This window comes from Sphingomonas sp. ACRSK (assembly GCF_022346685.1).
Lineage (GTDB): Bacteria > Pseudomonadota > Alphaproteobacteria > Sphingomonadales > Sphingomonadaceae > Sphingomonas > Sphingomonas molluscorum.
Window position 1 is genome coordinate 44096 of the sequence record NZ_JAKRNR010000019.1, and the last position, 14378, is coordinate 58473.

22 protein-coding genes are annotated in these 14378 nt (G+C 63.8%); all 22 read right to left on the reverse strand.

Annotated features, from left to right (window positions below):
* Positions 1 to 8 precede the first annotated feature (8 nt).
* On the reverse strand, positions 9 to 668 hold the full coding sequence (locus tag MHZ35_RS11675) for an NUDIX domain-containing protein (RefSeq protein WP_239435776.1): 660 nt from the start codon (positions 666 to 668) through the stop codon (positions 9 to 11).
* Positions 668 to 1564 carry an FAD-dependent thymidylate synthase gene (thyX, locus tag MHZ35_RS11680; RefSeq protein ID WP_239435777.1) on the reverse strand — a complete coding sequence of 299 codons (897 nt, stop codon included), beginning with the start codon at positions 1562 to 1564 and terminating at the stop codon, positions 668 to 670. Before thyX ends, MHZ35_RS11675 begins: the two co-directional genes overlap by 1 nt.
* Before the next feature lie 157 nt (positions 1565 to 1721).
* Positions 1722 to 2702 (reverse strand): ribonucleotide-diphosphate reductase subunit beta, encoded by a 981-nt coding sequence (locus tag MHZ35_RS11685; protein ID WP_239435778.1) that lies wholly within the window; start codon positions 2700 to 2702, stop codon positions 1722 to 1724.
* 1 nt (position 2703) lies between these two features.
* Positions 2704 to 2829, reverse strand: coding sequence for a hypothetical protein (locus MHZ35_RS18045; protein ID WP_274615887.1), 126 nt, complete (start codon positions 2827 to 2829; stop codon positions 2704 to 2706).
* 1 nt (position 2830) lies between these two features.
* Positions 2831 to 3097 (reverse strand): Acb2/Tad1 domain-containing protein, encoded by a 267-nt coding sequence (locus MHZ35_RS11690; protein ID WP_239435779.1) that lies wholly within the window; start codon positions 3095 to 3097, stop codon positions 2831 to 2833.
* A 118-nt stretch (positions 3098 to 3215) separates the two neighbouring features.
* Positions 3216 to 3863, reverse strand: coding sequence for a class I SAM-dependent methyltransferase (locus tag MHZ35_RS11695; RefSeq protein ID WP_239435780.1), 648 nt, complete (start codon positions 3861 to 3863; stop codon positions 3216 to 3218).
* Positions 3863 to 4105 (reverse strand): hypothetical protein, encoded by a 243-nt coding sequence (locus MHZ35_RS11700; RefSeq protein WP_239435781.1) that lies wholly within the window; start codon positions 4103 to 4105, stop codon positions 3863 to 3865. The genes MHZ35_RS11695 and MHZ35_RS11700 overlap by 1 nt, the downstream gene beginning before the upstream one ends.
* Positions 4102 to 4389: a hypothetical protein gene (locus MHZ35_RS11705; protein WP_239435783.1), complete on the reverse strand. Its 288-nt coding sequence runs from the start codon at positions 4387 to 4389 to the stop codon at positions 4102 to 4104. Before MHZ35_RS11705 ends, MHZ35_RS11700 begins: the two co-directional genes overlap by 4 nt.
* A gap of 58 nt (positions 4390 to 4447) precedes the next feature.
* The gene (locus tag MHZ35_RS11710) at positions 4448 to 6445 is read right to left on the reverse strand and encodes a ribonucleoside-diphosphate reductase subunit alpha (protein ID WP_446741046.1); all 1998 of its coding nucleotides are present in this window, start codon (positions 6443 to 6445) and stop codon (positions 4448 to 4450) included.
* A 95-nt stretch (positions 6446 to 6540) separates the two neighbouring features.
* The gene (locus tag MHZ35_RS11715) at positions 6541 to 7134 is read right to left on the reverse strand and encodes a crossover junction endodeoxyribonuclease RuvC (RefSeq protein WP_239435785.1); all 594 of its coding nucleotides are present in this window, start codon (positions 7132 to 7134) and stop codon (positions 6541 to 6543) included.
* A 5-nt stretch (positions 7135 to 7139) separates the two neighbouring features.
* Positions 7140 to 7688, reverse strand: a complete 549-nt coding sequence (locus tag MHZ35_RS11720) for an NUMOD4 motif-containing HNH endonuclease (RefSeq protein WP_239435786.1) — start codon at positions 7686 to 7688, stop codon at positions 7140 to 7142.
* A 48-nt stretch (positions 7689 to 7736) separates the two neighbouring features.
* Entirely contained in the window at positions 7737 to 8297 is a 561-nt protein-coding gene (locus tag MHZ35_RS11725; protein WP_239435787.1) for a hypothetical protein, read from the reverse strand.
* Positions 8297 to 8428 carry a hypothetical protein gene (locus MHZ35_RS18050; protein ID WP_274615888.1) on the reverse strand — a complete coding sequence of 44 codons (132 nt, stop codon included), beginning with the start codon at positions 8426 to 8428 and terminating at the stop codon, positions 8297 to 8299. The genes MHZ35_RS11725 and MHZ35_RS18050 overlap by 1 nt, the downstream gene beginning before the upstream one ends.
* Positions 8429 to 8439: 11 nt before the next feature.
* Positions 8440 to 10416, reverse strand: coding sequence for an AAA family ATPase (locus MHZ35_RS11730; protein ID WP_239435789.1), 1977 nt, complete (start codon positions 10414 to 10416; stop codon positions 8440 to 8442).
* Positions 10413 to 10601 carry a hypothetical protein gene (locus MHZ35_RS11735; protein WP_239435790.1) on the reverse strand — a complete coding sequence of 63 codons (189 nt, stop codon included), beginning with the start codon at positions 10599 to 10601 and terminating at the stop codon, positions 10413 to 10415. The genes MHZ35_RS11730 and MHZ35_RS11735 overlap by 4 nt, the downstream gene beginning before the upstream one ends.
* Positions 10598 to 11656, reverse strand: a complete 1059-nt coding sequence (locus MHZ35_RS11740; RefSeq protein WP_239435791.1) for a metallophosphoesterase — start codon at positions 11654 to 11656, stop codon at positions 10598 to 10600. Before MHZ35_RS11740 ends, MHZ35_RS11735 begins: the two co-directional genes overlap by 4 nt.
* Complete coding sequence (locus MHZ35_RS11745; protein ID WP_239435793.1) at positions 11653 to 12270, reverse strand: NUMOD3 domain-containing DNA-binding protein; 618 nt, start codon at positions 12268 to 12270, stop codon at positions 11653 to 11655. Before MHZ35_RS11745 ends, MHZ35_RS11740 begins: the two co-directional genes overlap by 4 nt.
* 4 nt (positions 12271 to 12274) lie before the next feature.
* Positions 12275 to 12691 carry a hypothetical protein gene (locus MHZ35_RS11750; RefSeq protein WP_239435794.1) on the reverse strand — a complete coding sequence of 139 codons (417 nt, stop codon included), beginning with the start codon at positions 12689 to 12691 and terminating at the stop codon, positions 12275 to 12277.
* A gap of 22 nt (positions 12692 to 12713) precedes the next feature.
* A complete protein-coding gene (locus MHZ35_RS11755; protein ID WP_239435795.1) occupies positions 12714 to 13079 on the reverse strand; it encodes a hypothetical protein in 366 nt (121 codons plus the stop codon).
* A 38-nt stretch (positions 13080 to 13117) separates the two neighbouring features.
* A complete protein-coding gene (locus MHZ35_RS11760) occupies positions 13118 to 13360 on the reverse strand; it encodes a hypothetical protein (protein ID WP_239435796.1) in 243 nt (80 codons plus the stop codon).
* Between the two features lie 22 nt (positions 13361 to 13382).
* A complete protein-coding gene (locus tag MHZ35_RS11765; protein ID WP_239435798.1) occupies positions 13383 to 14054 on the reverse strand; it encodes a hypothetical protein in 672 nt (223 codons plus the stop codon).
* Complete coding sequence (locus MHZ35_RS11770) at positions 14051 to 14347, reverse strand: hypothetical protein (RefSeq protein WP_239435800.1); 297 nt, start codon at positions 14345 to 14347, stop codon at positions 14051 to 14053. Before MHZ35_RS11770 ends, MHZ35_RS11765 begins: the two co-directional genes overlap by 4 nt.
* Positions 14348 to 14378: the final 31 nt, after the last annotated feature.

The following is a 14378-nucleotide window of genomic DNA, read 5'->3' on the forward strand; positions in this document are numbered from 1 at the left end:
GTCAGTGACTATGCGCTGACCTGAAAAGGAAGCGAGAGGACAAGCGAGGTCCACGACTCCAGCGTGACGATGCCGTCCTTCTGATCGGCAACGAGATCGGAAGCGTAGCGCCACCGAGCGTTCTCGATCACGTCCTCGAACTTGGCGGGGTCGATCCCCGGAAGGTCGCTGATGTCGATCGTGGCGACCAGCCCGATATGCACCTCGTCCACGGGCGACGCGTCGGAGCTGATGACGTGCGTCCAGCTGCACAGCGCGTCACGTTGCTCGGGCATGAGCGCCGACAGGTCGATGCCCAGCTCCTCCTCCAGCTCGCGGACGCATGCCTTCACCATTGTGCGGCGAAGGTCGATGACGCCAGCTTCGTCGGTGACAGCGTCAGCCAGATCGACGTGCCCGCCGAAGCCGATCGAGACCTTGGCGTGGAGGCGAGCGTCGCCGCCGCCCTTGCCGCGCTCATAGGCGAGCACCTTATCGCCATCGCGAATGACGATGTAGGGGATGGGTTGGACGAAGCCGAGGTTCTCCTCCAGTAGCGGTCGCGGGCCGATCCAAACCACGCCCTCCTCCAGGACGCGCGTGATAGTAGCAAGGCGGTTGGTGATGCCGAACCCGAGCTCTCCGATCGAGCTGCCGCAGATGGCGACGATGTGTGCAGTCTTGGACATTAGAAGCGCCCGAACTCTGCTTCGAGGATCGCCAGGCCGTCATTGCCGAGCGACGAGACGAAGTCCGAAAAGAACTGCGGGGCATGGCTGCGCGATTTCGCGAGAAGGCCTGGCATCAAGCGACGGATCTCTAGGTCGGCCGGCTCGGCACCGCGCAGAGTCAGCAGGTGGCGCAGTGAGCGCAGATTGGTCGTGAAGACCAGGCGGGTCTCGGCGGCGTTGGGGAGCAGCGAGCGCGCGGCCTCATTGGCGCGCTTCTTGACCGACACGATCGCGTCCTCGCTGGCGCCGGCAGCTGCCATCGCCTTGAGCCGTTCGACGAACTGGCTCTGGAGGTTCTGGTATTCGCGCCACGACTGATGGCACGAGCGGCGAAAGATGGTCAGCTCGGCGTCGGCTTCGAGCTCCTCGGCCGACATGCCGGCGACGTGGTTGGCGAGCAGCGGCGGCAGCACGAAGCGAATGTCCTTCGCGTCGACGTAGCGCTGGCTCTCCTGACTGTAGGCGGTGCCGACCCGATGGCGGATCAGCTCGTGGGTCAGCGAGCGCGACACGCCGGAGACAAGGAAGCACACGTTGACGTGCTCGTAGATCGAGCCGTGCTGGCTCTCCTTGATGTTCAGGTGATACGCGATGGGGTCGCGCCCCTTGGTGAAGCTGTTATAGCACTGGCGCCCCGCGAACTCCGCGATGTCGTCACCGTTGCCGCCGAAGTGTGTGTCACCGGACTCGAAGGTGCGGGCGAGGATGCCGCCGATCGGCGTCTTGGGATCGGAGGCTGCGTCTTCCAGGTCGAGCTGGATAACTGCGTCTTCCAGGCCGGAAAAGTCGAAAACGGTGCCGGCGAACTTCGAGACCGTGGGCTCGAAGATGATCTTCTCCATCGGGATGGGCATGTGGGAACTTAACCTCTTTTGAGCGGTTTAGCGCGACTCGCTGTGTGTGTCGGTGCGCATGCAGTTTGTTACCGACTCGCGATCTTGCGCGCAAGCGGTTTTGTGTCGGGTGACACACGCAAGGTGTTGCTCAACCGACACAAAATCACAGAATGCGCTAGAAAGCGTCTCCCCAATCGCCCTTCGTCGCGGCGCGGCTGTATTCGGTCGCCTGCTGCTCGAAGAAGTTGGCGTGCTCCACGCCAGCCTGGAGTCCATCAACCCACGGGATCGGGTTGCGCCGGATGCCGTAGATGCCGGGCAGGCCGAGCTGGCCCATGCGGATGTCGGCGATGTAGCGCACGTAGGCCTTGAACTCCTCGCGGGTCGCGCCGGGCATGTCGCCGTCCTTGTGGACGAGGTCGATGAAGGCGTCCTCCATGCCGACCGCCTCCTGCACCATCGTGTTCACGCCACGGTTGTGCTTCTCGCGGTCGATGTGCGCTGCGTTCTCACGCATCCACTGGTGGTAGAGCCAGGCGATGCCCTCGCAATGCAGGCTCTCGTCGCGCACCGACCAGGAGACGATCTGGCCCATGCCCTTCATCAGGTTGTTGCGCGGCAGGTTCAGCAGCATGGCGAACGACGCGAACAGCATCAGGCCCTCGCCGCAGCTCGACACGCCGGCCAGGCTCATCGCGACTTCCTCGGGGTTGGTCGGGTTGAAGCTGTGCAGGAAGTCGTGCTTGGCCTTCATCTCCTCATATTCGAGGAACGACATGTATTCGTCGTCGGGGAGGCCGAGCGTTTCGAGCAGGCTCGAATAGGCGTCGATGTGAACCGTCTCCATATTGGAGAAGGCGGTCAGCATCATGTTGACCTCGGTGGGCGCGAAGATCTTCTGGTAGACCGCGTGGTAGTTGTGCTGGACGTCAATGTCGGCCTGGGTGAAGTTCTTGAAGATGCCGCCACAGACGCCGCGCATGCGGGGATCGAGCGACTTCCAATCGCGCACGTCAGGGTCCATCCGAACCTCGGACTGCAACCAGTGCAGCTGTTGCTGGCGCTTCCAGAAATTGTAGGCCTGGGGGTAGCGCATCGGCTTGTATGCGCTCGACGCCGTGGTCAGACCGCAAGCGGGCAGAATCAGCTCGCTCATATCAGTGGCTCCCCAGGTAGCGGGCGATCGCGACGCCGACGTAGACGACCAAGCCGATCATCGTGATGGCGCCCGCGACGGAGACGATCATCAGCGCCTTGAAGGCACGCTCGAAGTTGTCGAACATCTCAGAACTCCTTCGTGCGGAGGATTGCGCGGTCCAGGGCCATCATGCCCTGCTGGAGCTGCGTCTTGGCGATCGCCGCCCACCGACCGTCGATGATGAACGGGGCGCGCTCGTCAGGTGCGCGCTTGTATTCGAGGCGGCGGAACAGGTCGGCGAAGTCCTCGCGCATCTGCTCGACCTCGGCATAGAAGCCCGCTTCGACATCGTTCAGGCCGGCGGTGCGTGTCTGGAGGCAGTTTTGAGCAGGCGCTGATGCGGAGGTCCGCATCGAGGAGCCTCCCCGCGAGGAGTGGACTGCGCTGGCGCTGGCGCTCTGGGCGCTGGTAGCCAGCGCAGAGGCGCAGCTTGCCGCAGCGCTGGCGGCTGGATTTTCGTTCATGTCGTTCCTAGTTGATGGTCGCGGGGCAGATCGGGGCCGCGTCGCGAGGATGAATGTATCGGATGGTCGCCGGTGCGCCGCGGTCGGCGAAGTCCCAGACGAACCAGCTGTAGTTGTGCCGGGGCGAGCCCTTGGAGCCCTCGATCCAGCGGGGACGCTTTGTCACCACGATCTTGGTCGCGTAGGCGGGGTGACCCTCGAACAGATCGTCTCGCTTCGTGGAGGCGCAGTCGTATTCATTCCGCAGGAACATCGCGACTAAGCCATCCACCGGCTCCATCAGCGCCAGCGCCCGGCGGATAAAAGCCTCCGCTAGATCGTCGAAGGGCGGGTTGGTGATGATGGTATTCACCCGTCGCGGAGTGACCGTCGCGCGGAGGAAGTCGATGCCGCCACGGCCATAGCCACGATGGTGAAGGTCGGTGCTGTAGACCTGGGCGCCGGTGACCGCGTCCGTGCCGGTGAGCTGGAGAAGCCGCTTGCTGATATGGCCCTCGCCACAGGCAGGCTCCCAGATCACGCGGCCGGACAGGTCGACGAAGTGAGCGAGGCAGTCCACGTTCTCGGGCGGCGTGGGGTAGAAGTCACCCTCACGCCGCTCGTAGACCACCTGGCCCAGCATCGCGCCGTCCCGCTGTGCTGCCTCACTCAACATCAGGCGTCCGCCGGCCAAGCGAACTTCGGCTGCTCGCCCGGCTGCGTCAGCCAGCCTTCGAGGTAGGCGCCGTGCGGGGTGTCACCCTCGGGAAAGTCGTCGTTCACCACCGTGAACCGCACGAAGGTGCAGCCAGCAGCTTCGGCTTCCTTGGCGAGCCCCACCCACAGCTCGAACCACTTCTCGGGCTCTTGGGTATCCAGAAGGTCCGCGCGCTTGCGAAAGTCGGGCTCGTTGCTCACTTGCCCTGACCCAGCTCGGCGTTGAACGCCGTCACGATGATGTTCGGGATGGCTTTGTCCGCATAGATCACGTTCTCGTTGCGCTTGAAGCCTCGGCCGCCGCGGCCGGGCGCCGTGACCGCCGGGTTGCTGACGATGCCGGCCGAGTCCTTGATGTCGAAGCTGTTGCGCGTGACTTCGTGAACGTGCCACGGCCCGACGCCTGGCAGCTCAACGCGGCCGATGGGGGCGACGGTCAGCACCGTCACCGGGCGCTCGCTCGCGCGAGCAAGATTGTCGTTCATTTCTACCTCTCGGGTTTGTGCGTGTGTGTTATGACACACACGCACAAAGGTCAACGGTTTACTGGCAGGCAGCGCACTCGGGCTCGTCCACATACATCGGGCCGGGCGCGGCGGTCTCCAGCTGCGGGGTCGGCATCTCGCCAGCAAGATTGTCGACAGCCATCGCTTTCGAGATCGAACGCGAGCGCAGGTAGTAGAGGCTCTTGAGGCCCAGCTCCCACGCCAGCTTGTGCAGGTCCGACAGATCCTTCTTGTGGACGTTTGCCGGCAGGAAGACGTTCACCGACATCGCCTGGCAGACATGCTTCACGATCGCCGCGTGGTGCTTGATGACCCAGCGCTGGTCGATCTCGAAGGCAGTCTTGAAGGTGGCCTTTTCGAGCTTGGACAGGAACGCCAGGTGCTGCACCGAACCATCGTTGATGGTGATCGAGTGCCAGACGTCCTCCAGCCACTGTTCCTTGCTCTCGGCCGCCAGCGGGGCGAAAGAAGGCTGCTCGCGCAGCAGCAGCTGCATGTCCGGCGTCGCCTTGTTCACGGTCGCTTCCAGCTCGTCGAAGCGGCGCCGGAGCAGCGCGTCGAGGTGCGGGTTGCGGACGTTGAAGCTGCCCGACAGCGTCTTCTGGGTGAAGCTGTTCGCCGGGGTCGGCTCCAGGCAAGGGCTGGCACCGCCGGCCACGATGCTGATCGACGCGGTCGGCGCGACCGAGAAGACGTGGGTGAGGCGCTTGGCCTTGATGCTCGGGTCGATCGCCCGCGCGTCTGCGCTGTCCGGGCACTCGCCACGCTCGGCGACCAGCACGTCCTGGCCCTTGTCCGCGGTCTGCGCGAGCCAGCTCCAGCAGCGCGACAGCATGCTGGTGGCCTGGATGCTCTCGAACGGCATGCCCTTCGCTTGCAGCGTCGAGTGGAAGCCCATCATGCCCAGGCCGACCGACCGTTCCCGCATCGCCGAGTAGCGGGCGCGCTCGAAGCCCTTCATGCCTTCGGTGCGGTCGATGAACTGCTGGATCGTGTTGTCCAGGAAGCGCATGACATCAACGATGAAGTCCTCGTCGCCGAACCATTCGTCGCCGGTGTCCATGACCAGGCTCGACAGGCAACACACCGCGGTGCGCCAGTTGTCCAGGTGGTCAGCGCCGGTCGGCAGCGTGATCTCGGAACAGAGGTTCGACTGAACGACCTCCAGGCCGAGCGCCTTGTGGATCTCCGGCTGGTGCTCCTTCACGCGGTCGATGAAGATGATGTACGGCTCGCCCAGCTCCAGGCGCGCGGTGATGATCTTGATGTAGAGCTCGCGGGCATCCACGGTGTCGGTGACCGAGCCGTCCTTGGGCGAGATCAGATCCCAGCGACGATCAGCCGCATCATCCTTGAACACCATCTCCATGAAGGCGTCGGGCACGAGGATGCCGTGGTGGATGTTGTGTGCCTTGCGACGCGGGTCGCCGCCCTGGTGACGACGGATGTCGACGAACTCGACGATCTCGGGGTGCCGGACGTGCAGGTAGGTCGCCGCCGAGCCGCGACGCAGCGAGCCTTGGCTGATCGCTTCGGTCTGGGCGTCCTGCCAGCGAAGGAACGGGATGATGCCGCTCGTCTTGCCAGTGATCGAGCCAGCGATCGGGTGGTTGATCTCGCGGACGTCGGACCATGCGGTGCCGATGCCGCCGCCCTTGGCCGCCAGCCAGATGTTCTCGTAGACGGTGTCCGCGATGCTATCCATCGAGTCATCGACGCGGTTGAGGAAGCAGCTGATGGGCAGGCCGCGCTCGGTGCCCGAGTTGGTCAGCACCGGCGTCGCGGGCATGAACCACAGCTTCGAGATGGCGTCATACATGCGCTGGGCATGCCCATTCATGACGCCGCGGATCTGCTCGTCCGAGTTCGCAATCGCCACGCGGGCGAACATGTCCTGAAAGCTCTCACCGGGCAGGAGATAGCGGTCGCGCAGGGTCGCCTTGCCGAAGTCGGTCAGGCGAGCGTCACGCGCGTCGTCGAGGGTGATGGTCAGCGTTTCGCCGCTGGGTAGGGTGTGGTGGTAGAGGCGCGTCATTGCGCCGGCCGCAGCAGCGGTCATCCGTTCATTCTCCTCGGGTCAATTCGGGTCGGGATTGTATCAGGGATGTGTGTGTCAGTCACCATGCACTCTCACGAAATGAGGGCGTGCATCATCCCGGCGAGCTGTCGAAACTGTTCGCTCTGGATCGCCGCGGCGACACCCGAGATAGCATCGGCCTGGTGCTCCATGCCCTTGGTCATGTAGCCGCCGTTGTGCTCGATCTCGAACTCGTTCTTGCGCGGGCCGGTCTTCCACTCCACGGGGCTGTTGGTGGCCTCGGTGAGCGCGAGCGCCCAGCGCATGATGTCCTCCTTGTCGGCCGTCTTCGAGCCAACGGACGCCATCTTCACCTCTCCGGGGCTGACCTCGATCAGCGGGATGGTGAGCGACGCGAGGATGCCGATCGCGATACCGAACGCTTTCGCTGCGCTCGCGCTTTGGCCGCCAGACGGTATCTCAGCAGCACCGACCTTGATCTGGTGTCGCGCGATAACGTCGCGAATGGTGACCGCGTGCAAGCGTGCGCGCGTCATGTCGTCGCTCGACCGACGCACCTGCTTGACCTTGCTTTTCTCGGTGATGACCGTGTCCATCTCCAGGACGCGAACGATCTTGCGGGTGACGGTGTCGACTTCGCAAACGGCATAGCCGGTATTTTGGAGACTCGGATCAATGCCGAGCATGGTGATTACGGACATACATGCTTCCACGTTTTGTTGAACTTGATGCTCGACACCACCGTGCGGGAGACGTTCTCCTCGCGGGCGATGCGGGCGACGGTGCCGCGCGAGTTATCGTTCGCGAGCTTTGCCTTAATGCGTTTGGCTGCCACCTCGTCGATGACGGCACGATGCACCTCCGACCCCTTGACCTGCTTGCCGTTGCGGATTTTGTCCTCGACATTGTCCGCGTGAGTTCCCCAACGCAGATTGCCTAGAGCGTTGTTTTTCTGGTCGTCATCAGCGTGAAGTCCGTCGCAGCCGGCGGGGCGCGGCCCTACGAACGCTTCCAGAACCAGATGGTGCGCCCGCTTCCAAACCACGCCACCGGGCGCTTGCAGCCCATAGCGAACATAGTTCTTGCCGACCCATTTCGATGGCTTGAGGATGCGCGGCACCATCTTGAGCGGGCCGCGACCATTCAATGATCGGTAGGACCGCACCCGCCCCAGGTTCGAGACTTCGTAGCCCTCGAACCCGACTACGGGCATCCATTTCTCAATGTGTGTGTTACTCATCACACATCATGGTCCAGCGAGCGCGTGCGAGTCAAGCGACGAATACGCCTAGAACTGACCCCAGAGGGGGTGTTCCTGGTCCACGGAGGCAGCGACGTCCTCTTTCTTGTGCGTCTGCGCGAGGACGAAGCCCTCGGTGAGGATCTTGTGCATGGCAGGGTTCTTGGCGATCGCGTCCTTCACGCTCGCCTGGATCTCGGCGACCTTGACGCCGTCCAGGTAGCCCTCGATCCGATCGGCGAGATCGGCGAAGCTGTTGATGACGTCATCCCAGCCCAGCTCGATCCATTCGACCGGACCCTTGTCGCAGACCCACTCGCCCTCGATCGGGAGGACGAAGATGAGGCCGTCGCGCTTGCCGATGGTAATCTTGCTGGCGTTGACGCGCGTGCCGACAGGGATGTTGTGGCGCCGGTAGACGACACCCTCCTCGGGCTTGCGCACCGCGCAGGGGCCGAAGATCGGAAGCTCGGTGGGGAAGGGGCCGTGTGCGCCCGCGCGGACGAAGGCCTCGGCCAGCTTGACCAAGTCCTTCACCGTCGTCGTGCGCGCAGCCTTGTCGATCATTTCGGGCGTTACCGGGACCGCCGCTGCTTTCTTCGCGGCCATCAGGCGGGCTCCCCGCCGAACATCTCCTCGAAGCAGTCCTCGCAATAGTCGCCGTCGATCAGGTCGCCGTGGTAGAACGACCCTCCGCAACCCTCGCAGGCGCGGAAGTCGGAGCTGTCATCTTCGTCCATGTGTTCCTCTTTCAGATGATGGAGACCGTCGCGCGCCCGCCGGTCTTCTCGACCTGGATCGTCTTGCGGGCGTAGGCTGCGATGTCGTTGTGACTGATGACCAGCACGGTGCCGCGCTCGCGCGCCTTCTCCTCAAGCACGCCCATCAGGCGCTCCAGGCCGGCGGCATCGAGCGCATCGTCCACTTCGTCACCGAGCCACAACTGTATGTTCTTGGTGGCGCGGGTCGCGACCAAGTCCTGCAACGCGAGCGCGCATGCGAGGCGCACCTTGCGCTTCTCGCCGCCGGAGAGGGCGTTGAAGCTGGGCGCGGTGCCGGCCTTTTCGACGGTGACGGAGAACTTCTCGGTCAGGTCGCCGTTCTTCTTCTCGGACAAGGTGGTCCAGAAGGCGTCGATCGCGCCATCGGCGAGGCTGCCCAGGTAGTGCGCGGTGCGCTCGTTGAGGTACGGCGTCGCCTCGTCCAGGCGGTGCGCACGCACGCCGGCGGGGGCGAACACCTCGACCACGGCTTGCGCGTATGCCTCCTGCTCGGCCGCGGCGATCACATCGGCCTTGGTCTGCTCGACGGCGCCGGCGCGCGAGATCACCTCCTTGTCGGCCGTCTCGATCATCGGCTTGAACGGGTTCTCGGCGGCGGCTTCGGCTTTCCAGCGGTGGCCGACGTTCTGCGCAGCGATGCGCAGGCGCTCGACCTCGTTCTTGGACGCCTGGATGATCTGGAGCTCGCGCTGGAGATTCTTGAGGCGAGCGCCTTCGGCCGACACGTCCGTCATGGTCGCGCGGTGATCGTCCAGATCCTTCTGGGCCGCGGCGACCGCGCGCTCGAAGGCTACAACCTTGCCCTTGGTGGCATCGCGGGCCGCCACGCATTTGTCGCGGTCGTCGCGCTGCGCGGCGGCCTTGAGTTCGGCGTTGGCGATCGCGTCGGCCAGGTGCTCCTTCTCCAGCGGTCGGCCGCAATCGTCGCAGGGCTGGCCCACGCCGTTCTTGGTCCGCTCGACAGCAGCCTCGGCAGCGGCCACCGATCGCTCGGCCGCCGTGACGGTGGTATCCTCGCCGGTCAGACGACGCTGGATGCTCGCAAGCGCGGTCTGCGCCTGGGTCACGTCGGCGGCGAGCTGACGCTCCCGCTGCACCTCGCCCTGGACAGCAGCGATCTTCGCCTGCGCGGTCGCGATGTCCTTGACCACCTGAGCTTCGCCCGCCGGGTCGAGGTCGGCCTTCGCCTCGTTGAACGCCCTCACCGCGGTGGTGGTGTCGCCCTTGAGCTGCGCGATCTTGCCGACCTGATTGGTTTCCCACGTCGCGCTCTGGTCGCTTAGACGCTGCACAGACGCGATTGCGTCGTTGTGACGCTCGGTTGCTCGGTCGTGCGCGACTTGCGCTTGTGCGCGCGTCTCTGCGGTTCTGCGATAGCGTTCGCGCGCGATGTCGTATGCGTGCGCGAGCACGTCGACGCCGGCAGCCTGCTCGACCAGCAGCTTGAGCTGGCGATCGGTCATGCGCGGAATGTCCGGCATGTTCTCCTGGCCCGAGTAAACCGCGGCGTTGAACACCTCCTCCGAGCAACCCAGCAGCCGCTCGACCGCCTTCTGCGTCAGCGGCGAGGTGCCCTTGGTGCGGTCGACCCACTCGCCGGTCGCCGGGTCGAACTGGAACAGGTGGAGGCCGTTCTTGAGCTTGGGATATTTGCGGTAGCGTTCGACGCGCCACAGTTCGCCGTCATCGTCGATGGTGACGTGGACCTTCGCGCCCTTGCCGGCCGGCGTGTTGACGATGTCGTCGCCCGAGAGACCGCGCGCCGTGGTCCCCCAGAGGCACCAGCTGATCGCGTCGGGGAGGGAGCTCTTACCCGAGCCGTTGCTGTCGGCGCTGGTCTCGTCGTTGTTGATGCCGGCGATGTGCGCCAGGCCGAGCGTGTCGAGCGAGAGCTTGGCCTCCCCGATCGCCAGGACGTTCTCGATCTCGACGTCCGTGATCTTCATGCTGCGGTCTCCTTGTTCAAACTGGCGGCGTGCGCATCGGCTTCGGTCTGCGTCGGCCAGAACTCGCGGTAGCCTTTCGGCTTACGGGCGCGGGCGGTGCCGACCATGTCGTGCCCATCGACCACGCCCCATTGCTCGCCGCCCTTGTCCACGACCGGCCCGAGTACCCAGAACCTGCCGCTCATTCGGCGCCTACAGTGCGGGCCTCGCGAAGCACGTCGAGCGCGTCGACGGCGACACGCTTCTTGGACAGCTTGCCCGTGTCGAGGTGGTTGGCGACATAGGAGGCGACGGACACCTCCAGCGTGACGTTGGCGGTCGACGACGACTTGCCGCGGGTGACCTCTCGCTTCTTGGAGCTGTGGTCGACCCAGGCGAGCGCGCCTGCATCCTTGAGCGCCTCGCGCGCGGCCGACAGGGTGTCAGCGTCAGCGTCCTTGAAGCGTAGGCGGACATAGTTGCCCGCGACCGTGACGGGGTCGATGTCTGCCACGTCGTCGATGTTGACGAACTGCGGCGCCATGCTCTCGCGGTGCTCGACTGAACCATCCGGCTCGACCATCAGGAAGCCAGCCAGAGTGCCAGGATCGGAGAACGTCTGGTGCGTCTGGCTGCCGATCGAGAACACGCCGGGCTGCGGCTGCTGGTGCGAATGGTAGTGTCCCACGAACACGCGCCGATAACCCCAGCGCTTCACCTCAACCGGATCAAGTCCATGATCGGGGAGACCCTTGATGACGCCATTCAGCGGCGCGTGGATGATAAGGTCACGATCGGGAGAGGCGCTGGCAATCGCGAGCTGGCGAAGATCATCGAGATCCTCGATCCAAGGGATCATCATCACGTCCTGGTCGTCCGCCGTTGTCACCAGCATGCTGTCGGTAAATGCGGTAAACCCGTCGAGCTCATCGAGCGCCTGCATGGCGTTGCCCAGCTTTTCGCTGTGCTTACCTGTCAGGTCGTGGTTGCCGGCGATGCACCACACCTTCACACCCATCGCGCAGATCCGGCGAAAGGTGTCCATGGTGGGATTGAAGACGGTGGGGTCAATGCGACCGCGAACATGGAACAGGTCGCCGCCCAGAAACATATCAACGCCACCGCGAGCGAGAAGCTCGCGCGCCTGACGCTCCAGCTCGCCCAGAATGATTGCTAGGCGGCTGTTGATGCCGTCGGAGTTGATCGTCGAGAACGCCGACCAAGAGTGGCAATGTTGATCTGACGAAACGGTATAGGTCACGCTTGCGTTCTCCGCTTGTTCATCTTGATGCTTGATATAGCTGATTGACTGACACCAAAGCGGGTGGCGATTACTCTCTGCGAGAGCTTTCCTTCGCTTAACAGGGCGCGAACCTCTGCGACTTGCTCGTCGGTCAGTTTGCAAGCGGGATTATTTTCGCCTAGCTTGCACTCAGATAGCTTCCGCTCATGGACTTGCGATCGTGGCGGGTATTTTTGCCCGCGCTTAGCCTTTGATATTCTTGCCCGACGTTCATCGGAGAATACGACGCCGGTGTTGGCGGCAGCGATCAGAGCCTTCGACTGTGGCGAGTGACCTTTATTGCGGTTGCCACCACATTCGAGATTATACCCGTTTGGCGCGCGACATTTGAAGAAGTCGATCCACGCCTGCTCCAGGCGATCTAAAGCATCGCGATCGCGAGCCCGCCCGAGAACCGACCACCGAAATGCTTCCGCTCCATACTTGAGCAGAGCTTTGTGGAATATGCCCTTGTTTTTGCCGGTTCGGCGGCAGTGGCGTAGGTGCTCCCTGACCCGCACGTCGATGGAGCGCGACGTCTGCCCGACGTAGCGATCTCCAGTGATGACGTTGCGGGCCAGGTAGACGATCATCGGCTTACTCGGTGTCGCTCGACAGGACCGTCAGGCTCTCGGCGGCGTTCGCGCGGGAGACCTTCGCGCCCTTGCGCACGGCCTTCGCGGCAGCGCGGACATGCTTGGCGATGTCGCCCATGCCGTTGAGCTCAAGGCTGTCGGCGAAGCTCTCGGCGTTGGTCGACATTCCGGTCAGCGTCTGGGCGACCGCATAGAAGTCGGTGGCGTCCTGAACGATTTCTTCCGCTTCGGCATCCTCGGCGGCGGCGTCCTCGGCGGCCACCAGCGAGTCGAACAGCATGTGCATGAAGGGCGGCAGGTTCGTGCCGGAAGCGGAGGCCTGCTCGGTCGCGCCGTCGTTCTGCGTCTGCGTGTCGCCCATTTCGGCTGCTGCCGAGGTGTCGGTCTCGGCGGTGGGGGTGTTGTCGTCGAGGGTCATATCTTACTCCTGGCTGGGGTGGTTATGCGGTCGCGACGGGGACCAGCCGGCCCCGGCGCGAAAAGTTGAAGGCCTGACAGCCGGCGAGCACGACACCGCGGGTCTGGGTGCCGGTCTCGTCGAGGCGGCTTTCGCGGTTGTTGTTGATGCGCGTGACCTGTCGGATGCGGCGCTCGATCTCACGCGCATTGGTGTGCGGGTCGAGTGTGTGTCGGTTAGCACGAGCCATGCGCCCGAAAGCACCGGCGGGTACGCGAGCGAGCGATGCCTGGAGGCGGGTCGGCTGCGTTGCAAAGCGACGCGCGGCGTCATACTTCTTGCCTGCCATCTTGGCGGCGTGAGCCTCGCGACGCTCGGCGGCGGTCGCGGTATTCGAGAGACGTGCCATTTGAACCTTTCGATCTAGCGAGTAGTGTGTGTCACTCACTATGCAGCTTGTCTAGCGGTGCGCTTTCGCTTCTGCAAGTTGGGACCGAGATATTTTTTGGTGAAGCGCTCGTAGGACACGATGCGGTGCGCGCGGCCCTGGTAGTTCGCGCGGACGCGGGACAAATCCTCGTCGAAGAAGTCGGCGATCGGCGTCAGGAAGATGCGACGCTGCTCCTCCACAACGATCATGACGGTGGTGACCTCGTGGGTCATGGCGCGCATCAGCAGAACCTTGTCCACCCCGATACCGGCCTCGCCCTTCTCAATCGCCTCCGACAGCGACTTGGACTTGCCCCGCCAGATGTCCCGGCCCCTCTGCTCGATCAGGATGAAGCGGGTGCCGCTCTCCGTCTCCATGATCTTGCCCTGTACGCGAGGCGCAACCTTGAGCAATCCGGCGCGCTTCATGCCCTTGGAGATAGGCCGCAGCATCTTCGAGACCGAGGCGTTGAAGGTAAATGGCGGTAGCGCGGGTTTTCTCGTTGATGATGCGAGGGCCATAGTTTCGTAACTGCCAATCTTTGAGAATGATGGCCGCGGTATGGGGCGGCGTGGTGAGCATGAGGTGATTGCGGTGTGCGTGGCGCTCAAGGATTTCGTCGATAGGTCCAGCCTCGGTCGACACCACGAGCGCCAGGCCAAAGACATGCTTGAGCTTGACGTTGTAGAGGGCGACCACCTGGTTGGTGAGCAGCCGCTGCGTCCAGGCAACGCCGACGCGCACAGTGTTGGCGACGTCGTGCAGGCCGGTCTCGTCCTGGAACGGCAGCGTCGGCACGAACAGGTTGCATGCCGTGCGCGGCTGGAGCTCGCACTTGCGGTTCACGCCACAGTGGTCGCAGGGTATCTTGCGTTCGCCGGCGGTGTTTGTCCCGCCCGAGGTGTAGGTGCCGTCCGCGCGGCGGCGCAGCTGGCGGGTGTCGGTGTCGATCAACTTTCGCCCCAATGCAGCGTGGTCTCATGGTCGTCAGCCAACCCGTCGCCATCGTTCTCGACGATCTCGGCGAGCGCGCGGGCTCCCCATGCGTCGATCTTCGCCCGCGACGCCATGTTCTCGACGTAACTACGGCTTTCTTCGTGAAGCCCGGCAAACGTCAGGCTTCCGTCGATGACCTTGAGCTCCCAAAGCGTGTCCTCAAGAAGACGGTCGCCAAAGGCGTAGCCGTTCACCAGAATAGTGTCGCCAGGCCAAATGTCGCCGTCATCGGTTCGCAGGGCAAATGTCATAGGTATCCCTGAATCGTTGCGCTCGCAAAGC

What these genes read in the sequence shown, in the direction of transcription:
- MHZ35_RS11675 (WP_239435776.1), bottom strand. Translation starts at nt 668, where the DNA reads ATGTCCAAGACTGCACACATCGTCGCCATCTGCGGCAGCTCGATCGGA.
- thyX (WP_239435777.1), bottom strand. Translation starts at nt 1,564, where the DNA reads ATGCCCATCCCGATGGAGAAGATCATCTTCGAGCCCACGGTCTCGAAG.
- MHZ35_RS11685 (WP_239435778.1), bottom strand. Translation starts at nt 2,702, where the DNA reads ATGAGCGAGCTGATTCTGCCCGCTTGCGGTCTGACCACGGCGTCGAGC.
- MHZ35_RS18045 (WP_274615887.1), bottom strand. Translation starts at nt 2,829, where the DNA reads ATGTTCGACAACTTCGAGCGTGCCTTCAAGGCGCTGATGATCGTCTCC.
- MHZ35_RS11690 (WP_239435779.1), bottom strand. Translation starts at nt 3,097, where the DNA reads ATGCGGACCTCCGCATCAGCGCCTGCTCAAAACTGCCTCCAGACACGC.
- MHZ35_RS11695 (WP_239435780.1), bottom strand. Translation starts at nt 3,863, where the DNA reads ATGTTGAGTGAGGCAGCACAGCGGGACGGCGCGATGCTGGGCCAGGTG.
- MHZ35_RS11705 (WP_239435783.1), bottom strand. Translation starts at nt 4,389, where the DNA reads ATGAACGACAATCTTGCTCGCGCGAGCGAGCGCCCGGTGACGGTGCTG.
- MHZ35_RS11710 (WP_446741046.1), bottom strand. Translation starts at nt 6,445, where the DNA reads ATGACGCGCCTCTACCACCACACCCTACCCAGCGGCGAAACGCTGACC.
- MHZ35_RS11715 (WP_239435785.1), bottom strand. Translation starts at nt 7,134, where the DNA reads ATGCTCGGCATTGATCCGAGTCTCCAAAATACCGGCTATGCCGTTTGC.
- MHZ35_RS11720 (WP_239435786.1), bottom strand. Translation starts at nt 7,688, where the DNA reads ATGAGTAACACACACATTGAGAAATGGATGCCCGTAGTCGGGTTCGAG.
- MHZ35_RS11725 (WP_239435787.1), bottom strand. Translation starts at nt 8,297, where the DNA reads ATGGCCGCGAAGAAAGCAGCGGCGGTCCCGGTAACGCCCGAAATGATC.
- MHZ35_RS18050 (WP_274615888.1), bottom strand. Translation starts at nt 8,428, where the DNA reads ATGGACGAAGATGACAGCTCCGACTTCCGCGCCTGCGAGGGTTGCGGA.
- MHZ35_RS11730 (WP_239435789.1), bottom strand. Translation starts at nt 10,416, where the DNA reads ATGAAGATCACGGACGTCGAGATCGAGAACGTCCTGGCGATCGGGGAG.
- MHZ35_RS11735 (WP_239435790.1), bottom strand. Translation starts at nt 10,601, where the DNA reads ATGAGCGGCAGGTTCTGGGTACTCGGGCCGGTCGTGGACAAGGGCGGC.
- MHZ35_RS11745 (WP_239435793.1), bottom strand. Translation starts at nt 12,270, where the DNA reads ATGATCGTCTACCTGGCCCGCAACGTCATCACTGGAGATCGCTACGTC.
- MHZ35_RS11750 (WP_239435794.1), bottom strand. Translation starts at nt 12,691, where the DNA reads ATGACCCTCGACGACAACACCCCCACCGCCGAGACCGACACCTCGGCA.
- MHZ35_RS11755 (WP_239435795.1), bottom strand. Translation starts at nt 13,079, where the DNA reads ATGGCACGTCTCTCGAATACCGCGACCGCCGCCGAGCGTCGCGAGGCT.
- MHZ35_RS11770 (WP_239435800.1), bottom strand. Translation starts at nt 14,347, where the DNA reads ATGACATTTGCCCTGCGAACCGATGACGGCGACATTTGGCCTGGCGAC.